This window comes from Cognaticolwellia aestuarii (genome assembly GCF_002000025.1).
In the GTDB taxonomy this organism is placed as follows: Bacteria; Pseudomonadota; Gammaproteobacteria; order Enterobacterales; family Alteromonadaceae; genus Cognaticolwellia; species Cognaticolwellia aestuarii.
Window position 1 is genome coordinate 60,617 of sequence record NZ_MUZV01000009.1, and the last position, 22,054, is coordinate 82,670.

19 protein-coding genes are annotated in these 22,054 nt (G+C 39.3%); 10 read left to right on the plus strand and 9 right to left on the minus strand.

The features are described from left to right. Positions 1–201: 201 nt before the first annotated feature. The 4 genes from B0169_RS14165 to B0169_RS14180 form a co-directional block, all read right to left on the minus strand. Positions 202–846, minus strand: a complete 645-nt coding sequence (locus B0169_RS14165) for a class GN sortase (RefSeq protein WP_158077100.1) — start codon at positions 844–846, stop codon at positions 202–204. Further along, positions 839–3,010 (minus strand): marine proteobacterial sortase target protein, encoded by a 2,172-nt coding sequence (locus B0169_RS14170; protein ID WP_077286874.1) that lies wholly within the window; start codon positions 3,008–3,010, stop codon positions 839–841. The genes B0169_RS14165 and B0169_RS14170 overlap by 8 nt, the downstream gene beginning before the upstream one ends. A 159-nt stretch (positions 3,011–3,169) precedes the next feature. Next, entirely contained in the window at positions 3,170–3,985 is an 816-nt protein-coding gene (locus B0169_RS14175; protein ID WP_077286876.1) for a substrate-binding periplasmic protein, read from the minus strand. Between the two features lie 262 nt (positions 3,986–4,247). Next, entirely contained in the window at positions 4,248–5,588 is a 1,341-nt protein-coding gene (locus tag B0169_RS14180) for a sigma-54 interaction domain-containing protein (protein ID WP_235838587.1), read from the minus strand. A 375-nt stretch (positions 5,589–5,963) separates the two neighbouring features. Here B0169_RS14180 and B0169_RS14185 point away from each other — a divergent pair, with 375 nt between their 5' ends. The 7 genes from B0169_RS14185 (at position 5,964) to B0169_RS14210 (ending at position 13,542) form a co-directional block, all read left to right on the plus strand. Beyond that, positions 5,964–7,550 (plus strand): cytochrome ubiquinol oxidase subunit I, encoded by a 1,587-nt coding sequence (locus B0169_RS14185; RefSeq protein ID WP_077286878.1) that lies wholly within the window; start codon positions 5,964–5,966, stop codon positions 7,548–7,550. A gap of 11 nt (positions 7,551–7,561) precedes the next feature. After that, the gene (gene cydB / locus B0169_RS14190; protein ID WP_077286880.1) at positions 7,562–8,716 is read left to right on the plus strand and encodes a cytochrome d ubiquinol oxidase subunit II; all 1,155 of its coding nucleotides are present in this window, start codon (positions 7,562–7,564) and stop codon (positions 8,714–8,716) included. Positions 8,717–8,841: 125 nt separating this feature from the next. Beyond that, the gene (cydX, locus tag B0169_RS14195) at positions 8,842–8,967 is read left to right on the plus strand and encodes a cytochrome bd-I oxidase subunit CydX (protein WP_077286882.1); all 126 of its coding nucleotides are present in this window, start codon (positions 8,842–8,844) and stop codon (positions 8,965–8,967) included. Positions 8,968–9,107: 140 nt separating this feature from the next. Continuing rightward, on the plus strand, positions 9,108–10,883 hold the full coding sequence (gene cydD / locus B0169_RS14200) for a thiol reductant ABC exporter subunit CydD (RefSeq protein ID WP_077286884.1): 1,776 nt from the start codon (positions 9,108–9,110) through the stop codon (positions 10,881–10,883). Further along, positions 10,880–11,050 (plus strand): hypothetical protein, encoded by a 171-nt coding sequence (locus B0169_RS19270; RefSeq protein WP_158077101.1) that lies wholly within the window; start codon positions 10,880–10,882, stop codon positions 11,048–11,050. Before cydD ends, B0169_RS19270 begins: the two co-directional genes overlap by 4 nt. Beyond that, positions 11,047–12,855: an amino acid ABC transporter ATP-binding/permease protein gene (locus B0169_RS14205; protein ID WP_077286886.1), complete on the plus strand. Its 1,809-nt coding sequence runs from the start codon at positions 11,047–11,049 to the stop codon at positions 12,853–12,855. The genes B0169_RS19270 and B0169_RS14205 overlap by 4 nt, the downstream gene beginning before the upstream one ends. A gap of 75 nt (positions 12,856–12,930) precedes the next feature. Further along, on the plus strand, positions 12,931–13,542 hold the full coding sequence (locus B0169_RS14210) for a Tll0287-like domain-containing protein (protein ID WP_077286888.1): 612 nt from the start codon (positions 12,931–12,933) through the stop codon (positions 13,540–13,542). A gap of 87 nt (positions 13,543–13,629) precedes the next feature. On the opposite strand, the gene B0169_RS14215 is transcribed toward B0169_RS14210, so the two are convergent. After that, the gene (locus tag B0169_RS14215) at positions 13,630–14,817 is read right to left on the minus strand and encodes a serine hydrolase domain-containing protein (RefSeq protein ID WP_077286890.1); all 1,188 of its coding nucleotides are present in this window, start codon (positions 14,815–14,817) and stop codon (positions 13,630–13,632) included. Positions 14,818–15,229: 412 nt separating this feature from the next. Here B0169_RS14215 and B0169_RS14220 point away from each other — a divergent pair, with 412 nt between their 5' ends. Then, entirely contained in the window at positions 15,230–15,601 is a 372-nt protein-coding gene (locus B0169_RS14220) for a putative zinc-binding protein (protein WP_077286892.1), read from the plus strand. 146 nt (positions 15,602–15,747) lie between these two features. On the opposite strand, the gene B0169_RS14225 is transcribed toward B0169_RS14220, so the two are convergent. Then, positions 15,748–16,575 (minus strand): mechanosensitive ion channel family protein, encoded by an 828-nt coding sequence (locus B0169_RS14225; RefSeq protein WP_235838580.1) that lies wholly within the window; start codon positions 16,573–16,575, stop codon positions 15,748–15,750. A gap of 572 nt (positions 16,576–17,147) precedes the next feature. Between B0169_RS14225 and B0169_RS14230 the strand changes: the two genes are divergently transcribed. Continuing rightward, positions 17,148–17,864, plus strand: a complete 717-nt coding sequence (locus B0169_RS14230; RefSeq protein ID WP_077286896.1) for an SIMPL domain-containing protein — start codon at positions 17,148–17,150, stop codon at positions 17,862–17,864. Between the two features lie 118 nt (positions 17,865–17,982). Here B0169_RS14230 and B0169_RS14235 read toward each other — a convergent pair whose 3' ends face one another. Further along, positions 17,983–18,354: a hypothetical protein gene (locus B0169_RS14235; protein WP_077286898.1), complete on the minus strand. Its 372-nt coding sequence runs from the start codon at positions 18,352–18,354 to the stop codon at positions 17,983–17,985. A 388-nt stretch (positions 18,355–18,742) separates the two neighbouring features. On the opposite strand from B0169_RS14235, the gene B0169_RS14240 reads away from it, so the two are divergent. Then, complete coding sequence (locus B0169_RS14240) at positions 18,743–19,525, plus strand: 3-hydroxybutyrate dehydrogenase (RefSeq protein ID WP_077286900.1); 783 nt, start codon at positions 18,743–18,745, stop codon at positions 19,523–19,525. A 248-nt stretch (positions 19,526–19,773) separates the two neighbouring features. Here the strand turns inward: B0169_RS14240 and B0169_RS14245 are convergent, their stop codons facing one another. Both B0169_RS14245 and B0169_RS14250 read right to left on the minus strand, forming a co-directional pair. Then, positions 19,774–20,784, minus strand: coding sequence for an alpha/beta hydrolase (locus tag B0169_RS14245; protein WP_077286902.1), 1,011 nt, complete (start codon positions 20,782–20,784; stop codon positions 19,774–19,776). A gap of 1 nt (position 20,785) precedes the next feature. Next, positions 20,786–21,970, minus strand: a complete 1,185-nt coding sequence (locus tag B0169_RS14250) for an MFS transporter (protein ID WP_077286904.1) — start codon at positions 21,968–21,970, stop codon at positions 20,786–20,788. Positions 21,971–22,054: the final 84 nt, after the last annotated feature.

The window sequence follows — 22,054 nt, forward strand, 5'->3', positions numbered from 1 at the left end:
GGGATACTGTATTAGGGATATTGTATTAGGAAATAGTGTATTAGCAGTAGCGCATTAGGAATAGTGTTAGATATAGTTGTTTAGAGGTATTAATCTTTTCCAGCTAGCTGCTCTCATAGTTACTTTCAACTAACTAGGCTCAGCTAGCTGCGCTTAACTTGCTATATTTTCCGTAATTATTAGCGTCACGCCTCGCATTTTTTATATTGGCCTTGCGGTGATGACATAGCGCTCATTAGCATCGTTACCTATTCCTTCAAATGGGTAACAAGTGATAAGTACTAAGTTTGACTCATCTGCTAGTAATGGAAGCTGCCCTGAAGCAGCGTCGACAATATCGATACGCTCTACTTGATATAGTTGGTCTCGCCCTTGAGTATCCGTTAACGAAATAATATCTTTCATCGCAACCTCCTTTAAAAATGAAAAGTGACTATCGCGGTGCCCCGCAACCACAAAGGGTTTGGTGCCATTTGTTTGATTAAATGGTGCAATAGCCCCGGCAGAAAAAGCTAAAGTGGTTGGATCGCCGCCATTTAATACTACAAGGCTTTTATCTAAGCGTTGAAATGCTAGCTCAGCTATAGGGAAGGTATCTGCCCAAGGCCAAGGTTTACTTGCTGTTTGCGGATAGTTAGCACTGACCGTGTTTGCTTGTGTCGCCATTGCTTGTTGCCAACTGTGCTGTATTAATTGCTGCGATAGCCAAGCTTTTGCAGGTAGCCAACTTGCTTGAATAGACAGTAACATGCCAATTATTAGTAGGCCCCAGGCCAATAACATCCTACGGGGTTTGCTACTCGTTTTATTGGCCGTTTTATTACTTTGCTCAGCCAGGCTATTCATGTTGATTACCTTCGTGCAGGCCTGCATCGGCCTTACTTTTATTATACCTAAGGAGTAGTGATGCAAGCAGCATCAATAGTACACCGATAAGTAATTGTTGATGCCAACCCAATGCGGTTCTTGGCATAGCGACCATTAAATTTTCATGCGCTCTTGCTAAGGATTTTGCTTGACGTTTGGCGGTTGATGCTCGATTTTTTGCGGTCAATACGTTATTTTCTAGCGGTTTTTCTACAGCAATAAAGCTGGTATACGGTGACAATGTTTGATGGGCAATCGAGGTTGCAATCACTTCAGTTTTCACTTGTTCTTTGTTAGCCCCCGTAACTAAGCTATCAAGCAAGTCTGCGATTTTTTCTCGAGCCCAAAGCGTTGATACAGCTTGGGCTGAGCGGCTATCATCAACAATAACTTGCTGGTACCAAGGTAACGTAGCCGTATCTCCCATGACTTGAACACTGGTGATCGGGAGTTTAGATTTAAGGGTTACTTGCATCGGCTCACCTAGGTATAAATCGGTAATTTTTTTCGGATAAGCCTCAACTTGTTGATGAACCTGATTGTCGAACATTAAAGAAATATTGCTAATAGCAGGATGACTGATTTTTGCCATTAGTGCTGACATTTGGCTTTGCACATCAGCGTTATTTTGAATAAATACATAACTGCCGCGACCAAATTGCGCTGCTTTTTTCATAAAGTAGCCATTCGGTGCTGCGCCGATACCGACGGTAAATAGTCGAAAGTTTCGCTGCGCGCCATCAAGTAATTGCATCAATTCAAACTCATTTGCTACCGCGCCATCGGTAATAAATACTACTTGGCGAATTGCTTTTTCTGTTTGTTGTTGTGCTTTATCCATTATCAGTGCTTGGCTCAATGGTCGATACATTTCTGTACCGCCATCTGCTTGTAAGCGACTAATAAATTGTTGTGCTTGGCCAATATTACGTTGTGATGCCATATGCGTTATAGGAAACAACAAATCAACGGTGTTGTTAAAAGCAATAATGTTAAAACTGTCTTTTTCATTCAGTTGTAAAATAGCTTGCTCAAGGCTCGTTTTTGCTTGTGTCATTGAGTTCCCTTGCATTGATCCTGAGGTATCAATTATGAAGATAATATCGCGCGCTAAAGTTGCTGAGCTTTCAAGTTGAGGCGGGAAAAAAGTCAATAATGTGAAGTACTCACCGTTAACCTGCTCGGTAAAGCTGCTTATTTGCGGTTGTTGACTCGCTTGCAATTGCCAGTGCAGAGTAAAATCTCTATCGGCTAACGCTTGCTCATGAGTGAGTGTGATCAAATATGACGATTGGTCTTGTGTTATTGCTGTGCTATTTATTTTGTGGCTATTACTATTAATCGTTGAAATACTTGCACCAGCGTTGAGGGCAATGTTGATTGACGCTTGGCTGTCTGCTAATGACTTCGCGATTGGAGCGGTTAACTCGATTTCTTGTTGTGTTTTCGATTGCTGATCATCATTACTGTGATAACGCGTGGTTATTGCTAAAGGTAAGGTTAGGCTCAGTTTATTATCAACAAAGGTTACCGGCATAATAAACTCTAAAGTCACCACAACGGTTGATTGCGCAGGAATATTAGCAATATTGTTAGTGAATAAGTTTGGACGTTGTTGTTGTACTAAACTGGCTTTTTTGCCTTGTTGTTTTGCGCTGTTATAAACCGCTTTCGCGGCTTGCTTTTCCATTATTTGACCAATAATCTCTTGCTCGCCAACTTGTACTTTTAAGTGCTTAATCGCTGCATCTTCAGGTAATGGAAATTGATACTTTGCCTCTAGTTCAAGGTTATAAGGGTTAATAAAAACTTGCTTTATTTTGGCATAGGCAACGAGACCATTCACTTCAATATCAGCACTTATGTCTATGGGCAGGGCAATGTTTTGTAATTGCTCAGGATGATTAAATACCAATTGCGGACCGTGAATTAACCCGTTGCTTGCTGTTTCTGTTTGGTTTTCTTGCGCATTATTGACGGTATTTGCGCGCGCTAAAGGGGCAATAACAACGATTAATAGGCTTAAAAGCAGCCCTAAGGCGATTAACTTATACCATTTTCTTCGTTGTTTTTTACGTTTTTGCAGGTAGTAATATGAGTCTTGATAGTCGACAAGTGCTAATTTCTTATTTGATTTAAACATCTGATATCCAATATTTTGCTGATAGGCTTAGGGATATTTCAACAAAATAAAAGGCGTTTAGAGCGGTAAAAAAGAGGCAACTTTATGAGCAATAGTGGCGAGATTATGGCAATAGTGTATGACGTGATGATAAATCAGATAACCCTAAACTTTAGTCGCTTATTGAACAATGTCGGGGGGAAGCAGCTTTTGGCTAGTAGATATATCGTTTGCATAAATGTCAGCATATTTTTTTATGAGCTGAGAAACCCATTCGGAGTATGTAGGCTCTTGCATTAAGGCTTCAATTTCAGGTAGTAGATGTAAGTATTTAGAGTGCTTAGACATAGAGATATAAAGTTTGCCTTGCACAACAGGTTTATCCAAAATAGTAAATTGTTGGCGCATATTTAGTGATTGCAAAAATGCGATGCCAGCGTAACGACCATAAGGGGTAAAGTCCGCTCGTTCTAGCTCCAGTAGACCAAAAACTTGTTTATTATTATTAACGCGTTGTACCTGAATATTTTGCTCTAAAAAGTTATCGAAATCTTTCCCAATACTGACGCCACGCATCATAACACCAACTTTACCATTTAAATCAGACCATTGAGTAAACTGAAATTCACGGCCTTTTTTTACAAAAATTGCGTTTTCATTGTACCCCATTGGTGTTGCTATATATTCACTATAGTTTTGGCGCTTAGGGGTCATAAAAGAGCAAATATTGATATCTATGAGGCTTGCTTCAATATTTTTTTGGCACCTTTTCCAAGGGCCAATGTAGGTTAAGTCAACCTTCACTCCGATATTTGCAAATAGCTTTTCGGTTACTTCTGCACAAACACCAACAATTTTTTTATTTTTTGACCAATTCCAAGGGGGATAGTCGTGATGGCCACAGGCAGAAGCTACTTCTTGACTAAAAAGTGGTGCGTTAAATAAACTCATTAGTATTACTAGCAAGGTTGCTTGATATTTGCTTATCTTATCCATGATAATGCCTCTACTCGTCGAACTATAAATAATAATTTAATAGTAAATCAAACTATAAAAATAAGTGATTTGACTTTCTTGTAGATTAGCATAACTTCTTAAGTTATAAAGTAAAGTTAGAAGGTAAAGTTGCCAGTATCATAATACCTGTGGTAATTAACACTGTGAATGTGATTATTAGTTGTCGTTGTTAATTACATAGGACAACCTTCATTAGATTTACGCTAACTCTTCATGGAATTAGATTTTATTCATATGTGCTTTATTTTGGCGGTACTGTAAATTCTTTGATGTTTAATTGATGCTTTTGCAGTTTTCGATACAGCGTTCTGACGCTGATCTCTAAATGATCTGCGATGATTTTTGGCTGGTTACCATATTGATTGAGCAATTCAGTAATATGGTTTTTTTCGTTTATGGTTAAATTTATCGTGTCATTTTCTAGCGTTTTTAAGCCTTTGATTTGGTTGGGTAAGTGCTCAACACTGATTAGCTCGTCATCGCTCAACAGCGCACTGCGTTGCACTATATTGTTTAGCTCTCTGACATTTCCAGGGTAATGATAATGACTCAAGAGCGCCAAGGCTTCACAGGTGAATTTTTTCTCTGCAAACTCACTTTTTGATAATAAGTGCTCAGCTAATAAGGCGATATCAGGTTTTCTATCGCGCAGTGTTGGTAAGCTAATAGGGAAGGCGGCAATGCGATAATATAAATCTTGTCGAAATTCACCAGACTCTACCATCTGTTCTAAATTTTTATGGCTGGCGCAAATTAATCTAAAATCAGCGATTTGCTTGTCAACACTACCTACCCGGCGATATTGTCCTGTTTCAAGTAAGCGCAATAATTTTACTTGCAAATTAAGCGGCACATCGCCTATTTCATCTAAAAATAAGGTGCCGCCTTTCGCCATGCACACTAAACCTTTTTTACTGGTGCTTGCGCCAGTAAAAGCGCCTTTTTCGTGACCAAATAATTCTGACTCAAATAAAGATTCACTCAGCCCAGTACATTCAACTTCTATGAAGGGTTTAGTTGCTCGCTTACCGGCTTGGTGAATTGACTGTGCAGCCAACTCTTTACCTGTGCCAGTTTCGCCTTGTAGTAAAACACTGATGTTACTATTGGCACTGCGTGTGATCATTTTAAGCAGCGCTTGAAAAGGCTTACTTTTGCCAATTAATCTGCGATCGCTGCTCACGCTGCTGGCAAAATCCACTTTTTCTAATATCTCTAAAAAACCAATGGTTATGCCGTTATTATCTTTAACAGGTTTCATCAAAATATTGCAATAAATCTCGCCAGCGCCTGTTTTATGAATATGAAGCGCAGAACTATTCTTACCGGTTTTTTTACATGACGATAGCGGGCAGCTTTCTCCTTGTTGATCACAAGGTTGATTAGCATTATGTGAAACTTCGTAACACTTACTTTTCCCTAATATCACTTCTTTTTTGTAAGTATCTCGATAGGCTTGGTTTACTGCTTCAATGGCGTAGTCTGGAGTAATAAAAATAGCCGGTTTTTCGACCGACTCGATAATAGATTGAATAGTTTGATGGACCACAGGCTCTGCACCCTTTGCTATTGAAATTGTCAATAATGGCAAAATGATACATAGTTTAGTGACACTTATGGCGCAATTAAAGTGTATTTAAATATTTTTTTTAATCGTAAAGCTATATTTATAATTATTTCAGTCACTTAGTTTTATCTTTAAAGTTAATAATCTACAGATTTTTTTGGCACTCTTATTGCTATATCGATGTTAGCTATGCTTTTTCAGATTTTTTTAGCTTAGTAAATGGATACAAATGCACTGATTTCGACGGTAATCGCTTTTGTTTATAACTAAACTATCGTCGTGATAGTTCGTCAATATTAAGAGCAAATGCTATGTGGGTTAGTTATTCAACAGCATACTTACATCAGCACCTTTTTTTGCATATAAAGAATAATAACGAGAGTAATCAATATGATTAATGAAACATTAGTCGAGTTATCGCGGTGGCAGTTTGCTGTTACTGCTTTATTTCATTTTTTGTTTGTCCCTTTAACATTAGGGTTGACTTGGATTTTATTTATCATGGAATCCGTTTATGTCATGACAGGTCGAGAGATCTATCGTGATATGACCAAGTTTTGGGGCAAATTATTTGGTATCAATTTCGCCATTGGTGTCGCTACAGGCTTAACCATGGAGTTTGAGTTTGGTACTAACTGGTCATATTATTCGCATTATGTTGGCGATGTATTTGGCGCGCCTTTAGCCATCGAAGGTTTAATGGCCTTTTTTCTTGAGTCGACTTTTGTCGGCATGTTCTTTTTAGGTTGGGACAGGCTCAGTAAGCGTCAACATTTAATGGGGACGTTATTAATGGCACTGGGTACTAACTTTTCTGCTTTGTGGATATTAATTGCTAATGGTTGGATGCAAAACCCCATTGGCAGTGAGTTTAATTACCTGACTATGCGTATGGAGTTAGTGAGCTTCAGCGAGATTATTTTCAATCCTGTAGCACAAGTTAAGTTTATTCACACGGTGGCTGCTGGCTATGTTGCTGGCGCTATGTTCGTTTTAAGCATCAGTAGTTATTATTTACTTAAAGGTCGAGATGTAGCCTTTGCTAAGCGCTCATTCTCTGTGGCAGCCGGCTTTGGTCTAGCCGCTATATTTTCGGTTATTTTACTCGGCGATGAGTCAGGCTATGAAGTGGGGGAAGTACAACGGGTAAAACTTGCCGCAATTGAAGCGGAATATCATACCGAGCCAGCACCGGCGGCATTTACCTTAGTCGGTTTGCCTGATGACGAAGCAATGGAAACACATTATGCGGTAAAAATTCCTTACGCATTAGGTATTATCGCGACACGCTCTTTAGATGAAGAAGTGATAGGTTTACGTGATTTACAAAGCGAACATGAGCCGCGTATTCGAAATGGTATGATAGCTTATGAGTACTTAGTGAAGTTGCGCAATGGCGAAGAAACGCCAGAAAACCTCGCGAAATTTGACGAGACAAAACATGATCTTGGCTACGGATTATTGCTAAAACGTTATACCGATAATGTAGTTGATGCGACCGAAGCACAAATACAAATGGCAGTTAAAGACTCAACTCCTCCAGTTGCGCCTGTTTTCTGGGCATTTCGTCTGATGGTCGCGTCTGGTTTTATTATGTTATTGCTATTTTGTCTTGCTTTTTACTTTAATGCTCGACGCGTAATTGAAGAGAAACGTTGGTTATTAAAAGCGATATTTCTTGCACTACCATTGCCATGGATTGCGATAGAAACAGGTTGGTTTGTGGCTGAATTTGGCCGTCAACCTTGGGCAATTAGTGAAGTGTTACCCACCTTTATGTCGACTTCGAACTTAGCTGTTAGTGATGTATTGTTTTCACTGGTCGCCTTTATTGTGGTTTACAGTATTTTATTTGTTATCGAAATGTATTTAATGATTAAGTTTGCTCGTTTAGGCCCAAGTGCTTTACATACTGGGCGTTATCACTTTGAACAAGCGCCAGCGTCAACGTCTGGTCTTCGTAGCCAGAATTCTTAAGGGGAAAATAGATGTTTGATTACGAAACATTAAAACTAATTTGGTGGTGTCTGATTGGCTTCCTTTTCATCGGCTTTGCGATCACCGATGGTATGGATATGGGCGTGGGTGGTTTGTTGCCTTTCGTGGCGAAAAAAGATGATGAAAGTCGTGTTGTTATTAATACTGTAGGTGCGCATTGGGATGGTAACCAAGTGTGGTTTATTACCGCCGGTGCTTCTTTGTTTGCTGCCTGGCCTCTGGTTTATGCTACGGCTTTTAGCGGCTTTTATTTTGCTATGATGTTAACACTGTTTAGCTTGTTTTTACGTCCACTCGCTTTTGATTATCGTAGTAAAATTGAATCATTAAAGTGGCGTACAAATTGGGATAAAGCTTTATTTGTTGGCTCTATGGTGCCGCCACTGGTGTTTGGTGTTGCTTTTGGTAATTTATTACAAGGGGTGTCATTTGGTTTTGACGAATTAATGCGCGTTACCTATACCGGTTCATTTTTCGCTTTGTTTACTCCTTTTACTTTATTAGCGGGGGTGGTTAGTGTCGCGATGATGCTAATGCATGGTTCAACGTGGCTAGTAATGCGCACTGATGCTGATGTAGCAAAACGCTCAGCCAATATTGGCCGCGTGGTAGCGGTAATATTAGCGCTTTGTTTTGCTTTGGCCGGTGTGATGGTTTGGCAAAGTATTGATGGTTATTTAGTGGTGAGCACTATCGATACCATGGGACAAGCTCAACCTACCATGAAAGAAGTTACTACAGGTGCTGGCGCTTGGTTAACTAATTACAATGCGTCGCCGTTGTTATGGCTGGTACCTGCTATTGGTTTACTAGCTCCGTTGTTAGTGGCATTTTTATTGGGGCTAAAGAACAAAAGTACGTCGGTAAAAGTTACTGCCTTTGTTGGTAGTTCTGTCAGCATTATGAGTATTATTCTAACGGCGGGTATTGCTATGTTTCCTTTTGTTATGCCGTCGAGTAGCCAACCAAACCACAGTTTATTAATGTGGGATACGGTATCGAGTGAAGGAACTTTAGGGTTAATGTTTATTGTTGTAGCTGTTTTTATTCCCGTTATTATTGGTTACACCCTTTGGTGTTACAAAAAAATGTGGCGTACGGTCACCATTGCTGAAATTGAGCAAAACAAACATAGCGCCTATTAATTGGCTTGAACGTAATTTAAGCAAAAGTTGAATAACACTGGCTTAGGCGCTAATAAACTAGTGCCTAGCCACGTTAAAACGAGTTAAGCAAGTTAGCAAAAACTTAGTAAAAAAAGGATAAAATTATGTGGTATTTCAGTTGGATTTTAGGTGTGTTGCTCGCGGTTTCTTTGGGCATAATTAATGTTATGTGGTACGAAATGGAGCAGCATGTGGACAATGTTTCTAAAGATCAACATAACGACGATTAAACGCTTTAACTTGCTTTAACGCACTTAGGACTATTCTTAAAGCTATCCGTTATCAAGCGTGAATCAGCAGACGTACATCCTCAGTAAAGAACAATAGAAATGATCAGAATTAATGATCAATGAGTAACGAGCCAGTAATAATGACAGAGCAAACTCCGCAGCAAAAAAAACAAGTGAATAACTGGCTCAAATCTCAAAAAAAATACGCACACGGTAAGTTAAGCCGCGCTATTGCGTTGGGTGCGGTGAATGGCTTGCTGATGATATTGCAAACAGCCGTACTGGCTTATCTTATTAATTTAGTGATCTTTCCAAGTATAGAAAGCATACCAAGCACAGAACTGAGCAGCACAGCCTTCACTGGCACAGCTTTCACTGACACAAGCATGATCATGCTAGCACTAGTGCTGATTATCTGTTGTCGTGCCGGCTTTGGGTATTTTAGCGAATGTTATAGCCGCCGCGGTGCTATGGATATCAAAGCTAATATTCGTTCACGACTACTCCATCGTTTATTCGAATTTGGTCCTGCGTACACACAAACTAAAGGCAGCGCAAAATTAGCGCAGTTATTACATCAAGGAATTGATTCATTGGAGGATTACTTTGCTGGTTATTTACCTGTTGTAGCCTATTGCGCTGTTATTCCTAGCGCTATTCTCTTTGCTGTATTTCCGATCGATTGGCAGTCAGGTTTAATTTTATTGTTTACCGCACCTATGGTGCCATTTTTTATGATCCTTATTGGTCATAAAGCGCAGCGTTTAAATGAAGAACATTGGACTAAGCTGCAACGAATGAGCAGTCATTTCCTCGATATTATTCAAGGATTAACCCAGCTTAAAATATTTAACGCTTCACGCAGAGAAATTGCCGCGGTAAAAAAAATCAGTGATGACTATGGCGATGAAACCATGGGCATTCTAAAAATTGCCTTTCTTTCATCTTTTGTTTTAGAGTTTTTAGCTTCAATTTCTATCGCGTTGGTTGCTGTGGTTCTTGGTTTTCGTTTGTATTATGGCGATGTTGATTATGTTTTTGCCTTGTGGGTGTTGTTACTCGCGCCTGAATTTTACTTACCCTTTCGACAACTTGGCACCCAATACCATGCCAAAATGGCCGGTGTTACCGCCGCTGAAGATCTTGTGCAAGTACTGAATCAGCCCCGAGAACAATCCAGTTCAAAAACCCTTTTTACCGCTCCTTTTACCATCAAACTAGCAAAAGCTGATTTCGCCTATCCTGAGCGAAAAAACGCGTTAAGCCAGGTAAATTTAACCTTTTCACAGCAAGGTTTATATGCCGTAATTGGTGAAAGTGGTTCGGGAAAATCAACGTTAATCGATATGGTTTTAGGCTTTGTTCAACCAAGTGCAGGGCAAGTGACGGTTAACAGCAATGTATTAACGGGTAGTAATCGTGATCAGTGGTTACGCCATTGCGGTTGGATCTCTCAGCAGGCACAAGTGTTCTACGGCTCTTTAGCGTTTAATATTGCCTTATCAGACGACTATCAGCATGAAGATATTATGCAAGCACTTGAAAAATCTGGCTTAGCCAGCTTTGTGGCAAGTCTTGAGCAGGGGATTGAAAGCAAAGTGGGTGAAGAGGGAGCGGGGCTTTCTGGCGGTCAAGCGCAGCGCTTAGCGCTAGCGCGGATGTTTTATCATCAACCTGAAGTGTTAATTCTTGATGAGCCGACCAGCCACCTTGATCAAGAAACAGAGCAAATTATTACTTCTGTGATCAATGCCTATGCTGAGCATCACTTAGTGATCGTTATTGCTCATCGCTTGCAGACCGTGATGGCAGCGAAGGAAATTATCGTACTTGAGCAAGGTAAAGTGATTGAGTTGGGTACCCATCAGTCGCTTTTAGCCCATGGCGGCTATTATGCCAAGCAGGTGAACTTATGATGATTGATCATTTTTTTGAAAGTAAGTTAACCGAAAATAAACTTATCGAGAACGCACCTACCGAGAATAAAATTATTAGCGGTCGGTCACTTGAAAAACCGTCATATAAAAGTAAATCTCTTGAAAGTGAGTATCATGAAAATACATTGTTAAGAGGCATAGTATGAAGATATTTTTTCGCTTACTTGCTCTACTTAAACCTCAGCTACCGTTGATGCTGCTTGGCGCTTTATTGTCAGTTATTACCGTATTAGCTAATATCAGTTTATTGGCGATATCAGGTTGGTTTATTACTTTAATGGCCATTGCAGGCACAACCGGCATAACCGTTAACTATTTTACGCCGGCTGCTATTATTCGATTTTTAGCGATTGTACGTACGGCAGGGCGTTATGCTGAACGTATGTTAACGCATCGAGCAACCTTTAACGCATTAGCCGATTTACGGCATTACTTTTATCAGCAACTTGAACCGTTACTACCCTACTATCGTCTTAATTTACGTTCGGGTGATCTGTTAGCGCGACTTCAGCAAGATATAGATAACCTCGACAACTTTTACCTGCGTGTATTGCTGCCCATCTTCGTAGCCTTGATCTCAGTGCCTATTGTTTGTTTCGCTTTAGCTACGTTCTCAAGTACCATTGCTTGGATAATGCTAAGTGCTTTATTAACTGTTGCCATTATTTTACCTGTGATCAGTTACTTGGCATCAACAACGCTAGCCATAGAAAAGTCTCGTTTAGAAAGTCAGCTCAGTGAAGCGCTCGTTAATGGTATTGGTGCCATTAAAACATTATTGGTGTATCAGGTCGGCATTGGTTATCAGCGCTCAATCGCGCGCACTACTCAAAAATACTATGATGTGCGTTATGGTTTAGCCAAAATTAATGCTCGCTTAAATGCGCTTATATTTCTCCTTATCCATTTATCTGCGTTAGTGTGCTTTATTGTTTTATTGCCACCGTTAGCCACTGCTGACGTTGACAGCAAGTCTTTAGTGGCCATTATTTTACTGGTTTTAGTCAGCTTTGAAACGGTAAGCAGTATGCCGCTTGCCTTGCAATTGTTACCGCAAACCTTAGCAAGTGCCGCTAGGCTATTCACTATTATCGATAAAGAAAAACCTGTTGATATTGGTATTGAAGAGCCAAAACATGGTGATATAACTTTTGAAAACTTCAGCTTTAATTACCCTGAGCAGAAAAAGGCAAGCTTACATGCGATTAACTTATCAATAAAAGCTGGCGAAAAAGTGGCGATTATAGGGGCAAGTGGCGCTGGTAAATCAACACTAGTGAATTTGTTGATGGGATTTTGGCCGACAGGCGCAGCACTTTTGTCAACGGGTAGGTCAGGCAAACTAGTACCCATAAATAGTAAAAATAACAGTAAAAACAGCAATGACAACAGCAGTAGCGGGAGAATAACACTTGCAGGTACTGATTTAAGTCGCATCAAGCGTGAAGGTTTACGTCAGCACATTGCTTTAATGAGTCAGCAAGGGCATATATTTGATGCCAGTATTGCCGATAATTTACGTTTAGCTAAGCCCGACGCTACTGAAGAAGAAATGCGTCAGGTTTGTCAATTGGTTAATTTAAGCGACTTTATTGATGAGTTGCCCAAAGGCTTAAATACTTGGTTAGGAGCAACTGGCACTGGCTTGTCTGGTGGGCAAGCACAAAGGTTGCAAATTGCCCAATTATTGCTGCGTGCTGCCAAAGTACTGATTTTAGATGAGCCGACAAAAGGTTTAGACCGTCGAAATGAAGAGGCCATGATGGCGAACATCTTAGCGCATGTAAAAGATCGCCAACAAAGCTTGTTGGTGATAACACATAAACCGTTAATGCTTGATAAAATGGATAAAATTATCGTGATGGAGCACGGTGAGATTATCGCCCAAGGCAGTCACCAACAACTTTATGGTGATAATCAGTATTATCAAAAGCTACTCAATTATTTTTAATCTTTTATCTGAACAAATTATTACGTATCAGCTTAAACATACACACCCTGGAAATCGGGGATATTGGAGAACAATATGAAAGCATTAGCGGTAAAAACGTTATTCACTAGCGTTTTATTTAGCTTGCCGGCATTAGCTCATGCAGAAATAAGTCAAACTGAAGTCAGTGCTGGTGAAGTAAAAGTACCTAGCCAAGATATTGCCCAAGCACGCGCACTAGTGAAAGCTTTTGGTGGTGATTTAAAGCATGCTTTAATGACGGCGATGAAATCAGATGGACCGATCAAGGCATTAACCGTTTGTCATGTTGAAGCAGCGCCTATTGCCGATAAAAACTCTGCTTTATCAAGCTGGAATATAGCACGCACAGGAATGAAAGTTCGCAATGGCGAAAACGCTCCCGATGAATGGGAAGCAACCGTACTTCGTCAATTTGAACAACGTAAAGCGGCTGGAGAAGATCTAAAAACGATGGAATATACAGCGGTCATTCAAGAAGGCGAACAAACGGTTTACCGTTATATGAAACCTATAGCCACAGGCGGTTTATGCCTAACATGCCATGGCGCGCAAGTAGATAAAGCAGTTACTGAAAAAGTGCGTACGTTATACCCTAACGATCAAGCAACAGGTTTTACGTTGGGGGATATTCGCGGGGCATTCACCTTGAAAAAAATAGTTAAATAGTTAAATAGTTAAATAGTTATTCAGTGCAGAGTAATCAGCTGAGATGCTGTGCTTAAAAAGTGGGTATTATAGCTTAAGTTGTCAGCTTTATTCCTTATGTTCAAGAGAAAATAACTGATGTGCTTTCGTCCAAAACTGGCTAGATATTTTGTTAATGACATTCGATTCAGCGTTTATTAATACCGTAAAGCCGATATCTAACTCTGGTGAGTAGCCGATATCAGCTCTAAAACCAGCAACCCAGCCTGAATGATAAATAATAGGGTGACCATTAAATTGATAGATGCGCCATCCGTAACCGTAATGCGCGTCAGTTAAATGCTCGCGCCAGTAACGCCGACGTAAGTCTTTTTTAGTTTTAATACGTGGAGTGGTTAACTCATTAAGCAGTGTCGGTGAAAGCACTTCAGGGTTATGTCCTAAATTGGCAATTAACCACTTGGTTAAATCCGCTATGCTGGCGTTTACGCCTGCTGCGGGCGCCACTTTATAATAGTCAGGAGAAACTTTTACCGTGCGCCAAACATAGCGTTTAATATCTTTTCCCGCCTTATTTTTTTGACCCGTGTTGACTCTTTTTCTAAGAATATGGGGTTTAGCGGTATTTTTTTGCTGTAAAAAAACATCAATACCTACCGAAGCATTATCCATTGCTAGCGGTGCAAAAATTCTATCGTGAAGTAATGTTGAGTAGCTTTTAGGTTGACTCGCTTCAATAGCGGGTTGTAAAAAACCGTAAGCAATATTTTGATAACCGTAACATTTCTCTGGCTGGCAGATAGGCGTAACACGGTCGAAACGGCTGATGATTTTATCCATACTCCAATTTTCGTGTAATAAATTGTCATAGGCATTAGGCATTAAACCACTTGAATGACTTAATAGGTGTTTTAATTGAATTTTATTAGCCGCACCTTCGGTTGCTAAAACAAAGTTAGGCACATACTTAGTGACAGGATCGGATAAGTTTAGTTGCTGCTCTTGTGCCAACATTGTGGTGATTGTGGCGGCAAAAGGTTTAGAAACTGACGCGAGCCTAAAAACGGTATTATGGTTGATTTTTTGAGTTTTGCTCGTGTCGGTATAACCAAAGCTTTCCATGGCTATCACTTTATTGTTTTTAACAATCGCGTAGGCGGCACCGGGAATATTATATTTTTTTAAATCACGAGCAATATTGGCAGAGGTTGACTTGTGCAAGCTGTCAAGTTCGACAGCATGAGAAAGTAACGCTGAAAAACATAGAGCGAAAAAACTGATAAGGCGAAAAATCATTCAGATAACCATTTGGAAAAAGCGCGCTAATTCTAGCGACTAAAATGACAAATAAACAGTAAAAGTTAATGTTCTGTTACAAAAGGGCTGATTACTGAGATTATGTTTAGCCAAGCACCTTGCTAGCTTGTGAAAAAACGTTCTGTGCTGTATTCATTTCGACGTTAACAAGCTTTGAAAAACACGACATTTTGAATTGGCAATCATTTGATAGTTTTAACGTCATCCCTTGAAGTGGTTTAGCTATATAACGCTGATATTAACGCTGATATGGCCTAAATTTACCTAATTTTGATTCACATCAATACCGCTATTTTTTACTGCCATAGAATGACAAGGTACGCGCGCTGTCGCCTGATGTATATAGATAAACAGGAGCCAGTAAATTGATAAACTTTAAGTGGTAATTTAAATGAAAAACAAAAAACCGTTAGTTTTTGCTTGTTCTGGTTGTTCGCATCTAGCAACGATGGCAAACGATATAGCATTAACACTTGATAGCGACGGTATTGCTGAAATGTCTTGTATTTCATGGCTTATGGCGGCAACTCAGCAGCAAGTACAAACAAAAGCTCAAGGTAGACCGGTCATTTTAATTGAAGGTTGTGAAGAGTCGTGCAGTAGTCGTTGCCTTAAACAAGCAGGGGTGAATATAGCCGCCTACTTTAACATTTCAGCGTTGGGTTTTATTGCACGTAGTGCTAGCGATTGCTCATTACAAGAAAACAGCATTGCCATGAAACATATATACAAAGAATTAGCTGAACTTGAGCTTACTGCATGATAGTTAGTGTTAAATTTGACTGCAAGTGCTCAGGAATCATTACTTCTAAGCTATATGCTGAGCTAAATAGTCACCTCTAGTTTAACGTTTAAAGATGACTGATTTGCTCTTTGCTGGTTTTTTGCTTATTTGGCTAAGCGAGTTGTTTATTTATGGCTTTTGGCGCTAAACCAAAAATTCATAAAGTCAGCGGTAAGCTTATTTTCAATTTCCATCGCACGCTCTGTTGGGCAAAAAATAGTAAAAATAACCTGAGTATCACCAATGTCGGATGTTGCAACTTCAATATGAGGCTCAGGGCCGGCAATATTGATATCGAGTCGATGTTCAATGACTTGGTTATATCTTACGGCAACATCATTAAAGTCGGCGCAGTAATTATTAGCCTTCATTTTTAAATCATCAATAAAATCAAATGGATTTACACTACCATCACGGGTTATCGTGAAATGATGGACCGCATAACGCTTAAGAAAGTTTAAGTTTTTGATGGGAGTTGTCACTAATTGATTATTCGGAATATATAGCGTTTTACCGGTAAATTGATAATTACTAATATTAACCTCAAGTAAGGTTAAGTTTATCCAGTCAATCGAGTTGACCTCACCACAATAATTACCAACTTGGATCCAATCACCAATACGAAAAGGGCGATTAGAGACCACATAAATAAAGCCAATAAAACATTGAATAAACTCTCGCGTTGCCAGCACTATAGCAACCACAAAGGCGGCAATTGAGAAGGCAAACTTTTGGATCTCAACCGACCAAATATTAAACACCATAAAAATAAGTGCAAAATTGAACATGTTATTCAATAAATTAACGGTGAAGCGTTTATCTACTTTTTTCTTTTTGGCACGACGTTTAATAAAGCGAGTAATAACTAACTTAACCGTGATAAGAACGATAGCTAATAAAGCGGTGACTAAGGTCTTATTTTCAATAAGAGATTCTATAAAAGATTCCATCATATTTGTACTCGGTAAGTCATTACAGCGGTAACTCTAGTTGTCGGTGTTTATTGTCATGTTGTTTCAAACTTAAACTCTGTATTTTGAAACGTCATAGGGATATATTTAGCAAAATATGCAAGGTAGATTATTTTACCTGATAAATCGAGATAAGTTTGATTTAATTATCAAATTCTTCTGTTTATAGCGCTTTGTTGTTACATCAAAAGTAGCTAACCGCTGAGTCGTCAGTAAATTGGTTGCTGTAGATGTAATAAGCGTTAGCACGGCACTTGAATGGGCAATTTACCTTAGGCAGTTTAGCGTTTATTTTGACGATAAAGCTGCTCGCTATAACTATGAAATTATCCTAAAAGTGTACTCGGATGGGCATGATGCTTGTCAATGTATTGTCTGTTCAGCTTAGGTTCATTTATCCTTGCATAAAATAATGCTGAATTACCGAGAAATTACTGCTAATTTAAATGCTTAGTTGAGGGTTTTTATCAACGTAACTGATATATACGTGCTGCAGGCAACAAGCTTTAGTTAAGCTTAACTGTGGTAGCAATTGCTTTTTAATAGGATATATTATGAAATTATTTACCTGTGCTGTGCTGTTAACACTTTCCACTTGCTCTTTCGCTAATACCAGTTTGCCAGGCAACCGTCATATTTCGGTAACTGGCAATGCAGAAATGACAGCGATGCCAGATATTGCTGTTGTGCATTTAAGCGTTGAGAGTAACCAAGCGACAAGCCTAGATGCGAAAAGAGAAGTCGATGAGCGAGTTAATAACCTACTTGATGGGCTTGATGATTTTGGCGTAGATGAAGACAATGTTTCAGCATCCAATATCTCAACCGAAGTCCGGTATGCTTATAACCGCGGAGAGCGTGACAAAATAGAAGGCTATATTGCTCGTCGCACCTTAAAAGTAACATTAAATAATATTGATAAGCTAAATGCCTTTATGGATTTCGCCTTAAGCGTGAAAATTGATGCCATTCGTAATATTGAATTAAAATCTTCTGATGAAAAAAAATTGCAGGCTGAGGTTAATGCCCTTGCAGTTAACAATGCTAAAAATAAAGGCAAGTCACTCGCCAATGCTTTTGGTGCTGAATTAGGGCGTATTTATAGTATTAATGCGAATTCAAATCAAAGCCATCATAGATATGGTGCTAATAACGAGCTTTATGCCGTAAGTGCACGTATGGCTGATAGCTCGGCGAAGCAGGGACGTTATTTACAAGAAAACATTGTGTTTTCGGCTTCAATTAGTGTGGTTTTTGATCTCGAATTATAAGCCTCTATCAGTATCAGACTCTTACAGGTTTGAGTTTTGCTTTGCCTAAAGCCCCCTGTTTCAATTGAATTAGGGGGCTTTGTTATTCGAGCAAAGGGGTTTTACGTTTGAAGATAATTTAGTTAACTTGCATAGTATAAGGGGTACCTTTCTCTGTATATGTAAAGTTAGATACAACACCATCTGTAATTAATACATCAAGTGTTTTTTGTGTGCCAGTAGTTTCTACTTTCATAGTGACGATGTAACTTTGAGCTTTAGCTGTTCCATTAGAGTACATGTATACCCACTTTTCATCTTTAGCAGATATAACGCTTTTGGTAAAAGGTTCTCCAAATAATAAAACCATATCATTCGAGGTTGTTTTACCTTTTACAATTTTTGATACGTTTTCACTAGAGAAATCATTACCCACTTTGAAAGAAGATGTTGCACACCCAGCAAGTAAAAAGATTATTCCAGAAATCACTCCAAATATACGGTACGTCATAGCTTACTCCATTTACATATAATAATTTTATCAGAGGTTACTTTCTCTTTTCCTTTCAGAAAGTTCCTATTATTTTACCTATTAATAACAAACCTTTGCTGTCATTACCATTTATTGTTTATAAGTCAAACGCATGGTTTGTCATTTGTACGAAATAAGGAACATTTACAGTAACCGCTTTGACGAGTGCTAAAATTTCAACCTTAGATCGTAACTTTACAACTGAACCATTAAACGCTAATTATTCAGCTCTGCTAAATCAGTTTCGTTAATAAAATTGTCGTTGCTCCTCGTCATAAATTAACAACGCTATGGTACTAAGGTGCCAATTATTGATTTAAGTAAATACGATAACCTTAGAGACAAATTACTATAATAAGGAATCGTTATGCTTAACGAAAAAGTTGCCTTAATTACTGGCTCAACAAGTGGTATTGGTTTAGCCACTGCACATGTTTTGGCTGCTCAAGGTATCAACCTGGTGTTGCATGGATTAATGTCAGCGTCTCAAGGGCAGGAATTAGCGGATAGCTTTAAAGCGCAATATGGTATTAGTGTTTTATTTGATAATGCCGATTTAAGCGACGTTGCCCGTATTGAACATTTGATTAAGCGCGCTATTGAGCAAATGGGCAGCATTGATATTTTAATTAATAATGCTGGTATACAACATACTGAAAGTGCAGAAAATTTTCCATTAGATAAATGGAATGCCATTATTGCGATTAACTTATCTGCTGCCTTTCATGCGATTCAATATGCCTTGCCCAATATGAAAAGTAATGGTTGGGGGAGAATTATTAATGTTGCCTCCGTGCATGGGCTAGTTGGCTCGGTTAACAAGTCAGCTTATTGTGCGGCAAAGCATGGTTTAGTTGGTTTAACCAAAGTGCTAGCGTTAGAGTGTGCAGAGCAGGGGGTTACGGTGAATGCTATTTGCCCTGGCTGGGTTGATACTCCGCTGATTAATGATCAAATATCGGCGATTGCTAAGCAGCAAAATATCGCTTTTGAGCAAGCTAAATATCAACTCGTTACCGCGAAACAACCTTTACCAGAAATGATGGCGCCTGAGCAAATAGGGGAGTTTATTTTATTTCTTTGTAGTGAAAGTGCTAGAAGCATTACCGGCTCAGCCTTACCTATGGACGGTGCTTGGACCGCACAATAAACTGTAATAGTAGGTAAAAAAAAAGGGCTGCCACTAAATGTTGAGCAGCCCAATTAGGAAGTTTATCAATAGTTTTTATGTCGAAAGGCCGTTTAATTTTAGCTTGCTTTCTGCCCTGATATTTTTAGCGCTGACTTGCTCCGCACGCCCCTTTGCTACACGGCCCTTTCTGCGTTAATCTTTTCTACATTCAGCTTTTCTACATTCAGCTTTGAGTTTACATTGTTTTTATTAAAGCTCGCTTGTTGCTAGTTTTTACTAACGAACTTATCAATGATTTCATAGGTCCGTTTATACTGCTCAGGTATTAATTTTGATAACAGCATATAAGCATGGATCAATTCGCTAAATTGATAGTGTTCAACGCTCGCGCCTGCTTGTTTGGCTTTTTCCGCATACAATACTCCTTCATCTCTTAACGGATCGCAGCCAGCGGTGATCACTAAGGTCTTAGGCATATCGGCGGTAAATTCACTAAATAAAGGCGATGCGCTTGTTAGTAAGCGACTAACTGTTGAGTTTTCTGCAGTATTACTTATTTCAGGGCTGGTGTTGATAATACTAGTGTTGAGAAGATTGGCATCTTGGATGTTAAAGTATTGTTGAAAGTACCAGCGTACTTTATCTGCTTCTAATAAAAATCCCTGACCATTATCTATAATCGACTGACACCCCATAGTATAATCAACGCTGGGGTAGAACAATATTTGCTTATCAATATTAACCTTAGGATTATTCATGTTGTTCATTACCAAGCTAGTGCAAATAGCTCCGCCGGCGCTATCGCCAGCAAGGTAGAGTTGTTCACTATATTGATAGCCATTGAGCAAGCTTGGGTAGTTTTCTAGCAAGTACTGACAATCATTCAAGCCACACGGGTAAGGGTGCTCAGGTGCTAAGCGATAATCAAGACAAATAACAATGGCATGGGCGGCAATGGCAAGCTCTCGGCTGATAGGGTCATATAAATCAATGCTACCGCACATGTGCCCACCACCATGAAAGTGCAATAAAACCGGCAGCTGTTTATCAGGCTCAGGATGATAAATTCGTGCAGCAAGCTGATGATTTTCAAGCGTTAAAATGCTGTCTGTTACTAAGCTTACTTCAGGGCCAGGTAACATGTATGCAGATAAATTTTCTAAGTTTTGTCTAATAATCTCTGGCTCAAATGCTGCTCCACTTGCCTTAGCTTGTTCAAGCCCAGCGTTAACTTGTTCGAGTAATGGTATTAAGCTTTTTGATACATTGCCTCGCATATTAATTTCCCTTTTGCTGTGCATGTGCTTTTTTTGCTGTTTCCGGCAAAAAATAGCTACCGATAAATAAGGTTGAACTCAGTGCGGTGATTAAAATAAATGACCAAGTGTAATCACCTTGATGAATATCCACTAAGGCACCGAATACCCACAGGATCAAGGTCGATATAATGTAACTAATGGAATAAAACATACTGAATATTATGGTGATACGTGCAGCGGTCATTTTGGGTAATTCATGAGGAATTGACACTAATGCAGTGACTGGCAAGAAGATAAAAAAGCCTAAGGTAATCGCGGCTAGTGTTTGTAACCAATAGAGGCCGCTAAAAGAAAAAATAGCCGTGCTGACGATAACAGCTAAGCCCGACCAACGAATAACAGGTAAGCGAGCGGGCACTTTTTTACTGTAAATAATACCAAAAATAGTGCCGATAATGCCAAAGCCTATTACCCATTTACTTTGCACGATGCCGGCTTTGGGATAGAAGGTAAACAGGCATATATAAAACGCTAGAATACCTGAGTAAGCTAAGCCATAAACCCAGTTGAAGCGATCTTTTAAGCCTTGGCTATAACTGTAGTTCGCTGAAACTTCATCTTGTTGGTTTGTTGCTGTTGATGGTTGCTCAAACTTAACCAATAACCAAAGTAGGGCAATAACCAGACTGAAAATTGAGAATAGTGTTAAGCTATTTTGCCAGCCTCCGGTTAGTTGATTAATACTTTGCATTTGCCACAAAATTATCGCTGTTCCGATATTAAAGGCAACGGCATTAATACCGTTAATGGTGGCGCGCTCTTCGGCTTTAAAAAATTGTAAAACAATAGGATTAAAATATACCACCATAAAAGCGCCACCTAGCCCCATAAGAAATCGGCTCAATAGCAATAATTCATAGTTTGGCGCATAAGGGGTTAGCAAGCCTATCGTTATCAGTAAGCTAGAAAGGAAAAATGCATATTTGATCCCCAGTTTAATCGCTATCCAAGCCGCAATGAAAGTACCGACAATTTTAGCTAAAGTGACTGCGCCACTAATAAAACTTGCTGAGGCTAAGCTATGAACATCGAGTGAAAGCATAATACTCTGCATGCTAGCGGTGCCACCGACCCACGCCATAGCAAATAAAACATAACTAAAAAAAACAATAGCTTCTACTACATATTTGTTGGTAATTTTCATCTATGATAACTTTTAAGCTGATAAACAACGAATGGCTAGACTACCTTAGGAAATTCGGAAAATAAGTACTACCTTAGTGCACTA

What these genes read in the sequence shown, in the direction of transcription:
- B0169_RS14185 (WP_077286878.1), top strand. Translation starts at nt 5,964, where the DNA reads ATGATTAATGAAACATTAGTCGAGTTATCGCGGTGGCAGTTTGCTGTT.
- B0169_RS14220 (WP_077286892.1), top strand. Translation starts at nt 15,230, where the DNA reads ATGAAAAACAAAAAACCGTTAGTTTTTGCTTGTTCTGGTTGTTCGCAT.
- B0169_RS14215 (WP_077286890.1), bottom strand. Translation starts at nt 14,817, where the DNA reads ATGATTTTTCGCCTTATCAGTTTTTTCGCTCTATGTTTTTCAGCGTTA.
- B0169_RS14245 (WP_077286902.1), bottom strand. Translation starts at nt 20,784, where the DNA reads ATGCGAGGCAATGTATCAAAAAGCTTAATACCATTACTCGAACAAGTT.
- B0169_RS14205 (WP_077286886.1), top strand. Translation starts at nt 11,047, where the DNA reads ATGAAGATATTTTTTCGCTTACTTGCTCTACTTAAACCTCAGCTACCG.
- B0169_RS14170 (WP_077286874.1), bottom strand. Translation starts at nt 3,010, where the DNA reads ATGTTTAAATCAAATAAGAAATTAGCACTTGTCGACTATCAAGACTCA.
- B0169_RS14235 (WP_077286898.1), bottom strand. Translation starts at nt 18,354, where the DNA reads ATGACGTACCGTATATTTGGAGTGATTTCTGGAATAATCTTTTTACTT.
- cydX (WP_077286882.1), top strand. Translation starts at nt 8,842, where the DNA reads ATGTGGTATTTCAGTTGGATTTTAGGTGTGTTGCTCGCGGTTTCTTTG.
- B0169_RS14175 (WP_077286876.1), bottom strand. Translation starts at nt 3,985, where the DNA reads ATGGATAAGATAAGCAAATATCAAGCAACCTTGCTAGTAATACTAATG.
- B0169_RS19270 (WP_158077101.1), top strand. Translation starts at nt 10,880, where the DNA reads ATGATGATTGATCATTTTTTTGAAAGTAAGTTAACCGAAAATAAACTT.
- cydD (WP_077286884.1), top strand. Translation starts at nt 9,108, where the DNA reads ATGACAGAGCAAACTCCGCAGCAAAAAAAACAAGTGAATAACTGGCTC.
- cydB (WP_077286880.1), top strand. Translation starts at nt 7,562, where the DNA reads ATGTTTGATTACGAAACATTAAAACTAATTTGGTGGTGTCTGATTGGC.
- B0169_RS14240 (WP_077286900.1), top strand. Translation starts at nt 18,743, where the DNA reads ATGCTTAACGAAAAAGTTGCCTTAATTACTGGCTCAACAAGTGGTATT.
- B0169_RS14250 (WP_077286904.1), bottom strand. Translation starts at nt 21,970, where the DNA reads ATGAAAATTACCAACAAATATGTAGTAGAAGCTATTGTTTTTTTTAGT.
- B0169_RS14225 (WP_235838580.1), bottom strand. Translation starts at nt 16,575, where the DNA reads ATGATGGAATCTTTTATAGAATCTCTTATTGAAAATAAGACCTTAGTC.
- B0169_RS14165 (WP_158077100.1), bottom strand. Translation starts at nt 846, where the DNA reads ATGAATAGCCTGGCTGAGCAAAGTAATAAAACGGCCAATAAAACGAGT.
- B0169_RS14210 (WP_077286888.1), top strand. Translation starts at nt 12,931, where the DNA reads ATGAAAGCATTAGCGGTAAAAACGTTATTCACTAGCGTTTTATTTAGC.
- B0169_RS14230 (WP_077286896.1), top strand. Translation starts at nt 17,148, where the DNA reads ATGAAATTATTTACCTGTGCTGTGCTGTTAACACTTTCCACTTGCTCT.